This window comes from Coralliovum pocilloporae, assembly GCF_030845175.1.
Classification (GTDB): domain Bacteria; phylum Pseudomonadota; class Alphaproteobacteria; order Rhizobiales; family Cohaesibacteraceae; genus Coralliovum; species Coralliovum pocilloporae.
In genome coordinates this window covers 3,468,073-3,480,710 of record NZ_CP132542.1, presented here as the reverse complement: position 1 = coordinate 3,480,710, position 12,638 = coordinate 3,468,073, and the positions used below count along the sequence as shown (strand labels likewise).

Annotated in this window: 12 protein-coding genes; all 12 read left to right on the top strand. The window is 53.8% G+C overall.

Annotated features, from left to right (window positions below):
* The first annotated feature begins 147 nt into the window (after nt 1–147).
* Entirely contained in the window at nt 148–873 is a 726-nt protein-coding gene (gene pyrH / locus RA157_RS15745; protein WP_350334074.1) for a UMP kinase, read from the top strand.
* Between the two features lie 78 nt (nt 874–951).
* Nucleotides 952–1,515: a ribosome recycling factor gene (gene frr / locus RA157_RS15740; RefSeq protein ID WP_350334073.1), complete on the top strand. Its 564-nt coding sequence runs from the start codon at nt 952–954 to the stop codon at nt 1,513–1,515.
* Nucleotides 1,516–1,550: 35 nt separating this feature from the next.
* Nucleotides 1,551–2,336, top strand: a complete 786-nt coding sequence (locus RA157_RS15735; RefSeq protein WP_350334072.1) for an isoprenyl transferase — start codon at nt 1,551–1,553, stop codon at nt 2,334–2,336.
* A gap of 64 nt (nt 2,337–2,400) precedes the next feature.
* Nucleotides 2,401–3,219: a phosphatidate cytidylyltransferase gene (locus RA157_RS15730; protein ID WP_350334071.1), complete on the top strand. Its 819-nt coding sequence runs from the start codon at nt 2,401–2,403 to the stop codon at nt 3,217–3,219.
* Nucleotides 3,213–4,421: a 1-deoxy-D-xylulose-5-phosphate reductoisomerase gene (locus RA157_RS15725; protein ID WP_350334070.1), complete on the top strand. Its 1,209-nt coding sequence runs from the start codon at nt 3,213–3,215 to the stop codon at nt 4,419–4,421. The genes RA157_RS15730 and RA157_RS15725 overlap by 7 nt, the downstream gene beginning before the upstream one ends.
* A gap of 74 nt (nt 4,422–4,495) precedes the next feature.
* A complete protein-coding gene (gene rseP, locus RA157_RS15720; RefSeq protein ID WP_350334069.1) occupies nt 4,496–5,650 on the top strand; it encodes an RIP metalloprotease RseP in 1,155 nt (384 codons plus the stop codon).
* A gap of 145 nt (nt 5,651–5,795) precedes the next feature.
* On the top strand, nt 5,796–8,108 hold the full coding sequence (bamA, locus tag RA157_RS15715) for an outer membrane protein assembly factor BamA (RefSeq protein WP_350334068.1): 2,313 nt from the start codon (nt 5,796–5,798) through the stop codon (nt 8,106–8,108).
* A gap of 107 nt (nt 8,109–8,215) precedes the next feature.
* Nucleotides 8,216–9,268: a UDP-3-O-(3-hydroxymyristoyl)glucosamine N-acyltransferase gene (gene lpxD / locus RA157_RS15710; RefSeq protein WP_434058451.1), complete on the top strand. Its 1,053-nt coding sequence runs from the start codon at nt 8,216–8,218 to the stop codon at nt 9,266–9,268.
* A gap of 27 nt (nt 9,269–9,295) precedes the next feature.
* The gene (fabZ, locus tag RA157_RS15705; protein WP_350334066.1) at nt 9,296–9,772 is read left to right on the top strand and encodes a 3-hydroxyacyl-ACP dehydratase FabZ; all 477 of its coding nucleotides are present in this window, start codon (nt 9,296–9,298) and stop codon (nt 9,770–9,772) included.
* Entirely contained in the window at nt 9,765–10,553 is a 789-nt protein-coding gene (gene lpxA / locus RA157_RS15700; RefSeq protein ID WP_350334065.1) for an acyl-ACP--UDP-N-acetylglucosamine O-acyltransferase, read from the top strand. Before fabZ ends, lpxA begins: the two co-directional genes overlap by 8 nt.
* A gap of 34 nt (nt 10,554–10,587) precedes the next feature.
* Nucleotides 10,588–11,466, top strand: a complete 879-nt coding sequence (locus tag RA157_RS15695) for an LpxI family protein (RefSeq protein WP_350334064.1) — start codon at nt 10,588–10,590, stop codon at nt 11,464–11,466.
* Nucleotides 11,459–12,628 carry a lipid-A-disaccharide synthase gene (lpxB, locus tag RA157_RS15690; protein ID WP_350334063.1) on the top strand — a complete coding sequence of 390 codons (1,170 nt, stop codon included), beginning with the start codon at nt 11,459–11,461 and terminating at the stop codon, nt 12,626–12,628. The genes RA157_RS15695 and lpxB overlap by 8 nt, the downstream gene beginning before the upstream one ends.
* Nucleotides 12,629–12,638 lie beyond the last annotated feature (10 nt).

Here is a 12,638-nt window from a genome sequence, read left to right as displayed (position 1 = left end):
AAGGGCGCCGGGTGACGAAACGGCGCCCTTCGTGTATCTGAAGGCAGCTTATTGCTGTTTGTCGCGAGGAATATGATTCGACCGGATCTGTTCCATAGCGCTTTTACTGACGACTTTTCAAAGACCTGCCCATTGAGGATAGCTGACATGTCCGATCTCAAGTTCAAACGGGTTCTGCTCAAACTCTCAGGTGAGGCGTTGATGGGCGATCAGGCGTTTGGAATTGATCGAGCGATTGTCGACAAGTTTGCAGCTGAAATCGGTACGTTGGTGGATGCGGGTGCCGAACTGGCGCTGGTTATCGGGGGTGGCAACATCTTCCGCGGTGTTTCCGTTGCTGCCAAAGGCGGCAACCGGGTCGTTGGCGACCATATGGGAATGCTGGCTACGGTGATGAATGGCCTGGCCATGGGAGAGGCTTTGTCCGCACGGGGCATTGAGACGGTCGTTATGTCGGCGATTGCCATGCCTGAGATCTGCGAGACATTCACCCAGCGTGCCGCTCTGGACCATATGAATGCCGGGCGGGTCGTCATCTTTGTTGCCGGAACCGGTAATCCCTATTTCACAACTGATTCCGGCGCTGCATTGCGGGCTGCTGAAATGCAATGTGACGCCCTGCTGAAAGCAACACAGGTTGACGGGATCTATTCGGCAGACCCGAAAACGAATCCTGATGCGGAACGGTTCGACCGGATTACCCATTCTGAAGTGATTGAACGTGGCCTGGCGGTTATGGATACAGCCGCTTTTGCGGTAACGCGCGAGAACGCTATTCCCATAATCGTTTTTTCACTTCATGATGAAACATCAATGCTTGATGTCTTGCGGGGGGCGGGGCGCTATACCCTTGTCTCAGCAAAGGCCGAATAGCTTTTAACCGGCTGTCTTTTGGTTGGCGAACCGAAGATGATGTGTGACGATCAGCCGGACGGAAGAGGAAGATAGACTATGTCTGATGAAGCAGTGGATTTTGATGACCTGACCCGGCGTATGGATGGAGCGGTTTCCGTGTTCCGGTCCGAATTGTCCGGCCTGCGCACGGGGCGTGCCTCTGCCAGTCTTCTTGATCCGATCCAGGCAGAAGCCTATGGCGCGATGACACCACTGAACCAGCTTGCGACGGTCAGCGTTCCGGAACCCCGGATGATTTCCGTTCAGGTCTGGGACCGAACGGTTGCGCCGGCTGTGGAGAAGGCTATCCGCGAATCCAGCCTTGGTCTCAATCCGGTTGTAGAAGGCGCGCTGTTTCGTATCCCCATTCCCGAGTTGAATGAGGAACGTCGACAGGAAATGGTCAAAGTTGCGCATAAATATGCGGAGCAAGCGCGAGTCGCCGTCCGTCACGTCCGTCGCGATGGCATGGATTCTCTCAAGAAGGCTGAAAAGGCCAGTGAAATCAGCGAAGATGAACTGCATCTGTATCAGGATGAAATCCAGCAGATGACAGATAATGCCATCAAGCAGATTGATGAGGTCCTGGCGACGAAGGAAACGGAGATCATGCAGGTTTAGTAGCCCTGTATGATCCCATGTCGGAGAACCGCCTGATGTCGGTCAGTTCGGAACGTGTTGTTGAGACTGTAGATCACGGTAGGGGTGAGCAGGGGCTGGACCTTGCGCGGATGCCCCGTCACGTGGCTATCATCATGGATGGTAACGGTCGATGGGCAACCGCTCGGGGACTTACGCGGACCGAAGGTCACCGGGAAGGTGTTCATGCGGTTCGGCGTACTGTCAAGGCAGCGCTTGAGCTGGGGCTTGAGGCCCTGACGATCTTCAGCTTCAGTTCTGAGAACTGGTCGCGGCCAGCACAGGAAATTGCAGATCTCTTTGGTCTCCTGCGACTGTTCATCAAGCGTGACCTTGCCGATCTGAACAAGAATAACGTCCGAATCCATATTGTTGGGGATCAGGAACGTGTGCCGGAAGATATTCGAGCTCTTCTGGTCCATGCGGAACGTGAAACCCGCGCCAATACCGGACTGGACCTCGTGGTTGCCTTCAACTATGGCGGCCGGGATGAACTGGTCCGGGCGACCCGCGCTATTGCGCGTGACGTCAAGGCTGGACTGATTGATCCTGAGACGATTGATGAAAAAGTGCTTTCTGATCGTCTGGATACGGGTGGTTTGCCAGAGCCCGACCTTTTGATCCGCACCAGCGGAGAGCAGCGTTTGTCAAACTTCCTGCTCTGGCAACTGGCCTATGCGGAATTTATTTTTCTCGATTGTTATTGGCCGGACTTCGAGAAGGATACCTTGATCTCTGCCATCAAACAGTTCCAGAAACGGGACCGTCGGTTTGGCGGTTTGTCTGAGCCTGAGGACCAGTGAATTGAATCAAGGGTCGAAAGATGCAGAAGGCCAGGCTGTCGCAATAAAGAGCCAGTGGTCCGACTTGGTAGCACGTACTGTTTCTGCTCTTTTCCTTGGCGTTCTGGTTATTGGTGCCACTGTTTATGGCGGCTGGGTTTTCGCGCTTCTGATTGGCTTTGGAGCTCTGATCATCCATTCTGAAATTGTGACGATTACCGGCAATCGCCTTCTTGATCCGCTCTCAATCCTTGTTGCGCTCGGGTTGGCAGCAGCCGTTGTTTGCACCCGGATTGCCAGTGTTTCAGACCTGGCGATGTGGATTGCTCTTGCAGCTCCCGTATTGGCCATTGGTGTGCGGTGTGTTCAGAAGAATGCCGGATGGATGGTGTTCTCAGGGCTTTACGGTGCAGCCTTTGCGCTGCCGCTCATCTGGCTTCGTATGGATTTGGGTGGTGACGCTCCGGATTTGGGGCTTGCGGCATTGGCGTTTCTGTTTGCTGTTGTCTGGGGAACGGATGTCTGCGCCTATTTTGCTGGCCGTCTGATTGGTGGTCCGAAACTCTGCCCACCGATTTCCCCCGGGAAAACCTGGTCCGGTGCAGTAGGCGGGACAGTGGGTGGCGTTTTGTTGGGTGTTCTGCTGATGCAGGCCATGATTGAGACGTCTGTGACGCAATTGCTGTTTATTGCCGTTGGTCTTTCTGTTGTCTCGCAGATCGGTGATCTGGGAGAATCCTGGTTCAAGCGCTCTTTCAATGTGAAGGATTCCGGCCGCATCCTGCCAGGCCATGGTGGTTTGATGGACCGGGTAGATGGACTGGTTACGGCCGGTGTTCTGGCTTGCGTTATCGGCTGGTTGAGAATGCCTGAGAATCCGGCCCAGGGACTGCTGGTATGGTAGTACGCCAAGCGACAGATGAAGCCGTCAGCTTTCAGCCCGAGGCCGGGGCAGAGTCGAAGTCTGTGGCTGTTCTTGGAGCCACGGGCTCAATCGGCACCAGCACTCTTGATGTGATCCGAAACGCGCCGGAGCTGTATCGTGCACAGGCTTTGACGGCGCAAAGCAATGTTACTCTCCTCACAGAGCAGGCGCTTGAGTTTCAGCCCGATCTGGTCGTGATCGGAGATGAAGCGCATTATCCGCGTTTGCGTGATGCGCTGTCTGGCACAAACATCCATGTGGCCGCAGGCCTCTCTGGTTTGATTGAAGCCGCGTCAATCGGGGCGGACATTGTGGTTGGCGGGATCGTTGGTGCTGCGGGCATCCGGCCGTCCCTTGCTGCACTCGAAACCGGTTCTGTTCTGGCTCTTGCCAACAAGGAATGCCTGGTCTGTGCCGGTGATCTGTTTACACAGACGGCCAGGCGGGTTGGTCGGCCAATCCTGCCGGTTGATTCCGAGCACAATGCCATTTTCCAGATTTTTGAGACCGAACATGCGGCAGAGGTCGAATCGGTCATTCTGACCGCGTCTGGTGGGCCATTCAGAACCTGGTCGCAGGATCAGATCAACAGGGCAGGTGTTGAGGATGCTCTGAAACACCCAAACTGGTCCATGGGCGCGCGGATTACCATCGATTCGGCTACGATGATGAATAAGGGCTTCGAGCTGATTGAGGCCCACCATCTGTTTCCGGTTGAGGCGAATCAGCTTGAGGTGCTTGTGCACCCGCAATCGATCATCCACGGTCTTGTCCGCTATTCAGATGGTTCCGTGCTGGCAGAGCTGGCTGCGCCGGATATGCGTGTGGCGATCAGTCATTCTCTGGCCTGGCCACAGCGCAAGGAGAGTCCTGCAAAGTCACTTGATCTCGCCAAAATTGGAACGCTGACCTTTGAAGAGCCTGATCTCGAGCGTTTTCCGGCGCTCGGACTGGCGATCGAGGCCATGAAAACCGGTGGAATGGCGCCTGCGGTTCTGAATGCTGCGGATGAAGTGGCTGTTGAGGCATTTCTGAAGGGGCAGATCCGGTTTGTTGATATTGCCCGTATTGTCAATGAGACCCTTGAGAAGGGTCACCAGCTCTTCAAGGCGGTTGAGACTGTTGACGAAATATTCACCATCGATCGAGAAAGCCGCGTTCTTGCCACAGAGTTAATATAGACGAGTCGGCAGTTTCGGTTCAGAATGTTGCGGCACGTAGCGTACGTGCTCGGGGATTAAGACGGACAGCACTTATGGAATTTTGGGACTCACTGTTTGGGTTGGGCGAGTTTGCCTTGGACAAGGTATTCTCCCTGCTGGTCGTTCTGACAATTGTTGTTTTTATTCATGAGCTTGGTCATTTCCTGGTGGCGCGCTGGTGCGGGGTGCGCATTGATGCGTTTTCCATCGGCTTTGGCCCGGAACTGTTCGGCTTTAATGACAAGCGTGGTACGCGCTGGCGTTTTGCCATTATCCCGCTTGGCGGTTATGTGAAATTTGCCGGTGACAACAATGGTGCGTCGGTTCCTGATCATGAAACATTGGCGCAGATGTCTGATGAGGACAAGGAAGGGGCCTTCCATCTGAAGCCGCTCTGGCAGAGGGCGTCAGTAGTCGCCGCCGGACCGATTGCCAATTTTATTCTGGCAATTGCGATCTTCGCTGGTCTTTTCATGATTTCAGGCAAGCAGTTCACACCTGCGCGCGCTGATGCTGTGATAGCTGGCAGTGCTGCAGAGGCCGGTGGTTTCAAGGCTGGTGATCTGATTCTGTCGATTGACGGCAATCCGGTAGAAAGCTTCTTTGATGTGCGGCGAACTGTCAGTACACGGGCTGACGAAGAGCTGTCGTTTGAAGTTCGTCGTGGTGAAGAGGTCATCACCCTCAAGGCAACGCCAAAACCGTCCGTGGCGGAAGGGACGCTTGCCAGAGGAAAGGTCGGGTTGCTGGGTATCCAGCAGACACGTAATCCCGATGAACTGATCATCAAGCATTATGGACCTCTCGAAGCCCTGTCTCTGGGCGTTGCTGAATCATGGGGAATCGTGGAAGATACGTTCCACTTTCTCGGGCGGATGTTTACGGGTAAGCAGTCGGCAGACCAGCTTTCCGGTCCGATTGGCATCGCAGACATGGTGGGCAAGGCAGCCTCAGCGAACTGGAGCTGGCTTATTCCTCTAACGGCTGCATTGTCAGTGAGTATTGGACTGATTAACCTGTTCCCGATTCCGATTCTTGATGGTGGACACCTGATGTTTTATCTGGCTGAGGCCATTCGGGGGCGCCCATTGAGTGAGGGAACACAGGAAATCGCGTTCCGTCTTGGTTTTACGGCTATCATTCTGTTGTTGGTGTTTGTCAGTTGGAATGATATAAGGCTGAGCGGTTTTTCGTGGGGTGGGGGATAAAATTGCAACGACCTCCAACCTTTTTCGTGAATAGACTTTTGCGGTCTTGAAACGATTACAAAACACTGTAAAAGAACACGAAGTGCGTATCGCCTGATGGCGCTGCAGTAAAATAAGAATGGCATATCGGGGACCATCTGACCCAATGACTTCTGTAAAGCATTTTTTGAGAGGCACGGCGCTTGCGGCAATTCTGGCAGCTGCTGGTCCTCTTGTGGCCCCGGATCTCGGTTTCCTGGGAGCGACATCAGCGCAGGCGCAGGTAATCCGGCTCATCGACGTTCGCGGTAATACGCGGGTGGAAGATGAGACGATCAAGGCCTATCTTTCCGTGCAGCTCGGTCAGCGCGTGGATGCCTTTGCAATTGATGATTCTCTCAAGGCGCTTTTTGCGACAGGCCTTTTCAAGGATGTGTCTATTGAGCGTCGTGGCAGCACGCTTGTTGTGACGGTCGTCGAGAACCCGGTTATCAATCGTGTTGCTTTCGAAGGTAACAAGAAGATTGAAGACGAGTCTCTGGCTCAGGTGGTTGGCTCCAAGCAGCGTGGTGTTCTGACCCAGTCCCGTGTGGAGACGGACATCCAGCGTATTCTTGAGGTCTATCGTCGTAGTGGCCGTTTTGGAGCCAGTGTGACGCCGAAGATCATTGAACGCTCTTCGAATCGCGTTGATCTAGTATACGAGATTGATGAAGGTGCTGAGACCGGGATTTCACGCATAACCTTTATCGGCAATCATGCTTTCAGTGATTCCCGGCTTCAGAATGTTATTCGGACCAAAGAAGGTGGGTTACTTTCCTTTATTCGAACAACTGACACGTATGATCCAGATCGGTTGCGGTCTGACCAGGAAGGCCTGCGTCAGTTCTATCTGAAGCATGGCTATGCGGACTTCCAGATTGTTTCCGCTGTAGCTGATCTTGATCGTGAGCGGAATGTGTTCTTCATTACCTTCACGATTGATGAAGGTGAGCAGTATTCCTTCAGTGATGTGGAAATCGAATCCAACATCCCTGATGTGGATCCCGAAAGCTTGCGTGGTCTTCTGCGTGTTGAGCCTGGTGATGTTTATAATTCTCTGCTCGTTGATAAAACAGTTGAGGACATCACTATTGAGTTGGCACGTGCTGGATATGCCTTCGCGACTGTTCGGCCTCGGGCTGATCGTGACTTTGAGAACCGTACGATTGCTGTAACCTTCTCGATTGATGAAGGCGCGCGGGTCTTTATTGAACGGATCAATATTCGCGGTAATACCCGTACCAGGGACTATGTTATCCGTCGCGAGTTCGATATTTCTGAGGGTGATGCCTATAACCGTGCACTGGTCAACAGAGCGGAACGTCGTTTGCGTGCACTTCGTTTCTTCGAAACAGTACGTATTGATACGCAGCCAGGCTCTACTCCAGATCGTATCATCCTTGATGTTCTGGTGCAGGATCAGGCAACCGGTTCATTCTCGGTTGGTGCGGGTTATTCCACGTCAGACGGTATCATTGGTGACGTATCGCTGACTGAGCGTAACTTCCTTGGTCGTGGCCATCTGGTAAATGCCCGCGTTGGTTTTGGTGAAAGCCAGCAGAGCTATGAGTTTGGCTTCACAGAGCCTTATTTCTTGGGTCGCCGACTATCTGCAGGGTTCGATGTCTATCGTCGTGAACTTGACGACAACGATAACCGTAACTTCGAGCAGGAAGAGACCGGTGGCGGCATCCGGTTTGGCCTTCCGATCACTGATGATCTGCAGTTGAATGTTGGTTATGGTATTGAGCAGCGCGAAGTGACGAATGATGGTTCCACATCTCTCGCTATTATCCAAGCCGCTGCGGAAGGTGAGACGATTAAGTCTGCTTTCAACTGGAGTTTGGTCTACAATACGATTGATAATGTCCAGAAGCCAACAAGCGGTATTTTCGCTCGGTTAACCCAGGAATTCGCTGGTATTGGTGGAGATGTCCAGTTCTTGAGTACGACCTTTGATGGGCGTTACTATCGCGAGCTGAACACGGAATGGGAAATCGTCGGCCTTATTCGTGTACAAGGTGGTTATATTACCGGCTGGGGCGGGGATGATGTCCGTATTCTGGATGCCTTTCAGCGTGGTGGTAACTTGGTTCGCGGGTTTGAAACTAGTGGCCTTGGACCTCGTGATGGGGAAGATTCACTTGGAGCGACAACCTACTATGGTGCGTCGGCTGAAGTTCAGTTCCCAATCCCATATATTCCAAAGGAACTTGGCTTTGGTGGGGCATTCTTTGCTGATATAGGTTCTGCATTCGGTACGGATCTTTCCGGTGCGTCTATTCAGGATTCTGAATCGCTTCGAGCTTCTGTTGGTGGCAGTATCTTGTGGCAATCACCGTTTGGTCCATTGCGCGTTGACATTGCTTACCCGCTCCTTGAAGAAGATTTCGATGACACGGAAATTGTCCGGTTCGGAGCTTCTACCGCGTTCTAAGATGAGCGTTATAGTCCAATATATTGGTTTATATCCAAGCAGTCTGAAGGCTTCATCCTGTAAAGGGTGAAGCCTTCTCACCAACAGAGAGTATTAAAGGCGAGGTTATGGATAGTCCGAAGTTTTTTTCCTCTCCGAGCCCTATGGATCTCTCGCATATTATCGAACTGACCGGGGCTAGTCCCCGGTCTGACTCTGTTGACGTCTCCGTTGTCATATCGGATGTCGCTCCACTGACGGATGCGAAAGCCGGGCAGATCAGCTTTCTGGATAATCCGAAATATGCGGCTCTTGCCGGTGAAACGAAGGCGACGGCTGTTTTCTGCCACAAGAAATATGCAGATCGCTTTCCAGACCATGTTTGTGTCCTGCTGACAGGTGATCCGTATCGTGCCTTCACAACGGTCATGCGGCAGTTCTATCCTGAAGCACTCAGGCCGCAACCGATGACTGGCGAGACCGGGATGTCCGCTTCAGCCTTCATCCATGACAGCGCGGAGCTTGAGGATGGTGTCGTCGTTGAAGCTGGTGCTTCTATCGGGCCTGGTGCAAGGGTTGGGCGAGATACTCTGATTGCTGCATCAGCAGTTATTGGTCCGAATGTCTGTATTGGTCGTGAGTGTTCCATTGGCTCAGGCGCTGTCGTGCAGCACAGTTTGCTGGGTAACAATGTTATCCTGCATCCCGGTGTGCGATGCGGGCAGGATGGCTTTGGCTTTGCCATGGGGCCTGGCGGGCATCTGAAGGTGCCGCAGATCGGGCGTGTCATTATTCAGGATCACGTGGAGATAGGTGCTAATTCGACGGTTGATCGCGGTGCTAATCGCGACACCATCATTGGTGAAGGGACCAAGATCGATAATTTGGTACAGATTGCGCATAATGTGGTCGTAGGGCGGCATTGTGTTCTGGTTTCCCATGTTGGGATCTCTGGCAGCGCCACACTGGAGGACTTTGTGGTTCTTGGTGGAAAGGTCGGCGTAGTCGGACATCTGACGATTGGTATGGGTGCCCAGATTGCCGGATCAAGCAATGTGAACAGTGATGTGCCTGCTGGTGCGCGCTGGGGGGGAACGCCGGCCAAGCCGGTTAAAGAGTGGTTCCGCGAGATGACAAAACTGAAACAGCTTGCATCTCGAAGCGAGAGCCCTAAACAATAGCGAAGCAGAAACTGAGCTGGTTGAATTATGACAGACGTTGAAACAAAAGAGCTGAAATCTGCGGATATCATGCGGGTGCTTGAGCTTCTGCCGCACCGCTATCCGTTTCTTATGGTTGATCGCATCATTGACATTGATGGTGACAGATCCGCAACCGGCATCAAAAATGTGACGGCTAATGAGCCGCATTTTCAAGGGCATTTTCCCAGCCAGCCGGTCATGCCCGGTGTGCTGATTATTGAAGGTATGGCCCAGACTGCCGGTGCCATTTGTGTTCTCGATCGTGAGGATATGGGCACACCCAGCCTTGTCTATTTCATGACCATCGACCGCTGTAAGTTCCGGAAGCCGGTGGTTCCGGGTGATGTGGTTCACTATCGGGTTGAGAAGCTGAAGAACCGTTCCAACATCTGGAAGTTTGATGCGGTCGCCACGGTTGATGGTGTCAAGGTTGCTGAGGCTGAAATCAGCGCCATGCTTCTTGCGGACCCGTCGAATGGCTGACATTCATCCAAGCGCTCTTGTTGATGAGAAGGCGGTTGTTGCTGATGATGTGACCATCGGCCCGTTTTGTGTTGTTGGCCCAGGTGTTTCTCTTGGGGCGGGGACGCGCCTTTATTCCCATGTGGTGATTGAAGGGCAGACCAGCCTTGGAGCAGGCTGCACGGTTTTTCCGTTTGCCAGTATCGGATTGCCGCCGCAGGACCTTAAATTTGCCGGTGAAGACAGCCGTGTGGAGATTGGCGACAACGTCACAATCCGTGAGCATGTGACAATCAACCCAGGCACGGAAGGTGGCGGCCTTCTGACACAGATTGGCAGCAATTGCCTATTGATGGTAGGCGTGCATGTTGCCCATGATGCCATGATTGGTAATCATGTGATCCTGGTCAATAATGCGACAGTCGCCGGTCACTGCGAGATTGGTAATCACGCCATTCTCGGTGGACTTTGCGCGCTTCATCAGTTTGTTCGTGTTGGTCCTCATGCATTTGTCGGTGGTATGTCCGGTGTCGAGCATGATGTCATTCCATACGGCTCGGTTATCGGCAACAGGGCGCATCTTGGCGGGTTGAACCTGGTGGGGCTGAAGCGCCGCGGTTTCCCGCGTGAGAGCATTCACAATCTCAGGCAGGCCTATCGTGAGCTATTCAGTGGTGATGGAACCCTGAGAGAGCGTGTTGCTCTTCTTGGTGCCGATCTGGCGTCTGACCCGCTGGTCAGTGAGGTGGTTCAGTTCATCACGTCGGATTCAAAGCGATCATTCTGTACGCCGCGTGACTAGGCTCGCGGCGTTGCTGAACATATCAGGGTGACCGGTGACAAAAGACAAAGCGTCAGATATGCCACCATTAGCCGTCGTTGCGGGCGGTGGCGTTCTGCCGTTTGAAATTGCCCGGTCAGTCGAGGCCGTTGGTCGCCAGGTCATTATGATCGGCCTGGCTGACGAGCCATCTGACGTGCTGGAAACCTGGCCCGTTCATTATCGATTGAAATGGGGGGAAGTCGGTCGCTTGTTCGAGCTTTTGAAGCAGCACCGGTGCCAGGATGTTGTTTTTGTTGGTTCCGTGTCCAAACGACCTGACTTCAAGTCCATCCGGCTAGATTTTGGCGCTGTCAGGCTCTTGCCCCGAATCCTACGCATTCTGGTGGGGGGGGATGATCAGGTTCTGCGCGGTGTTCTGGGGATCTTTGAGGACCGTGGGCATCGTATTGTTTCTGTCCCGGACATCGCACCTGAACTTATCGCCCAGAGCGGTCATATGACCAGACAGCGGCTGTCCTCAGATAATCAGCTTGATGTGGAGAGAGCTTCTGCAGCACTGGGCGTGCTTGGTGACTTTGATGTCGGCCAGGCCGCTGTTGCTGTGCGTGGACGTATTGTGGCTGTTGAGGGGGCTGAAGGGACCGACGCCATGATAGATCGCGTCGGTGCATTGCGTACATCCGGTCGGATAAACTGGCCGAACGGCCATGGTGTTCTTGTCAAGGTGTCAAAGCCTGGACAGGATATTCGGGTGGACCTCCCAACCATCGGTCCGAATACGGTTCTTGTGGCTGAGAAAGCCGGGTTGGCCGGGTTGGCCGTTCAGGCTGGTCGCGTTCTGATAGCCGAGAGGGAGCGCACGCTTCAGCTGGCGGATCAAGCGGGCTTGTTTCTCTTCGGGTTTGAGGTAGCGGAGGCTGGCGATGTCTGAGCCGCTTCGTGTGTTCATTGTTGCGGGAGAGGAATCCGGAGACCGCCTCGGCGCAAGTCTGGTGGCGGATTTGCAAGACCGGCTGGGTGAACAGGTAACCTTTGCTGGTGTTGGTGGTGAAGCCATGGGACGCCTTGGTTTCCAGTCTGTTTTTCCCGTTTCTGATATCGCGGTCATGGGATTGTCTGCAGTTATTGGACGCCTGCCCACTATTTTAAAGCGCCTGAAGCAGACGGTTTCTGCCGTTCTGGCTTTTCGGCCTGATGTTCTGGTGGTGATTGACAGCCCGGACTTTTCTCATCGCGTTGCAAAACGTGTGCGACAGGCACAGCCGGATCTGCCAATTGTGGGCTGGGTTTCTCCCAGTGTCTGGGCCTGGAGGCCGGCGCGTGCCGCCAGGATGCGCTCCTATATTGATCACCTTTTGGCCATCTTGCCGTTTGAGCCCGAGACGCATCGTGTGCTTGGTGGTCCTGCCTGCTCTTATGTCGGCCATCCGGTGATGAATCGCCTTCATCATCTTTATCCCCCCCATGAAGATGAGCGTCCTGCGCTGGATAAGGTTGATAGGCCGCATTTGCTGGTTCTGCCGGGCAGTCGCCGTGGCGAGATAACCCGTCATCTTGACCTGTTCAGGCACACGCTTGAAGAGCTTCAGGCGCTTGGTCTGACGCCAAGGATTGTTATTCCGGCGGTTGATCATCTCGCAGGTGAAATCAGGCAGAAGGTGGCTGAATGGCCATTCCAGGCTGAGGTGGTTTCAGGGCAGGCCGGACGTGATCAGGCTTTTCGTGATGCCCATGCGGCTCTTGCTGTTTCCGGTACTGTTGCGCTGGAGCTGGCCATGGCCCGGGTTCCGATGACGATCGTCTATAAGCTCGACTGGCTGGCGAGGCTGGTTCGGCCATTCATTCGGACCTGGACGATTGTTCTGCCGAACTTCATTTTGCAGCGACCGGCCATCCGGGAATATGTGGATGAGATGGCTCGCGCCAATGTGCTGGCACGGGCGGTAGCGTCATTGCTGACGGACACACCGGAGAGACGGGCTCAGCTGGCTTCATTCGCCGAACTGCACGGGCTTATGGCCGATGGCGGCGGTAAAAAGGCTGAACCTGCCGATATTGTTCTGGACCTTGTTCAACAAAAAAGGGGCGTCTGAGACGCCCCTT

Bases quoted from the DNA above. Each gene is read 5' to 3' on its own strand.
- pyrH (WP_350334074.1), top strand. From the start codon at position 148: ATGTCCGATCTCAAGTTCAAACGGGTTCTGCTCAAACTCTCAGGTGAG.
- frr (WP_350334073.1), top strand. From the start codon at position 952: ATGTCTGATGAAGCAGTGGATTTTGATGACCTGACCCGGCGTATGGAT.
- RA157_RS15735 (WP_350334072.1), top strand. From the start codon at position 1,551: ATGTCGGTCAGTTCGGAACGTGTTGTTGAGACTGTAGATCACGGTAGG.
- RA157_RS15725 (WP_350334070.1), top strand. From the start codon at position 3,213: ATGGTAGTACGCCAAGCGACAGATGAAGCCGTCAGCTTTCAGCCCGAG.
- rseP (WP_350334069.1), top strand. From the start codon at position 4,496: ATGGAATTTTGGGACTCACTGTTTGGGTTGGGCGAGTTTGCCTTGGAC.
- bamA (WP_350334068.1), top strand. From the start codon at position 5,796: ATGACTTCTGTAAAGCATTTTTTGAGAGGCACGGCGCTTGCGGCAATT.
- lpxD (WP_434058451.1), top strand. From the start codon at position 8,216: ATGGATAGTCCGAAGTTTTTTTCCTCTCCGAGCCCTATGGATCTCTCG.
- fabZ (WP_350334066.1), top strand. From the start codon at position 9,296: ATGACAGACGTTGAAACAAAAGAGCTGAAATCTGCGGATATCATGCGG.
- lpxA (WP_350334065.1), top strand. From the start codon at position 9,765: ATGGCTGACATTCATCCAAGCGCTCTTGTTGATGAGAAGGCGGTTGTT.
- lpxB (WP_350334063.1), top strand. From the start codon at position 11,459: ATGTCTGAGCCGCTTCGTGTGTTCATTGTTGCGGGAGAGGAATCCGGA.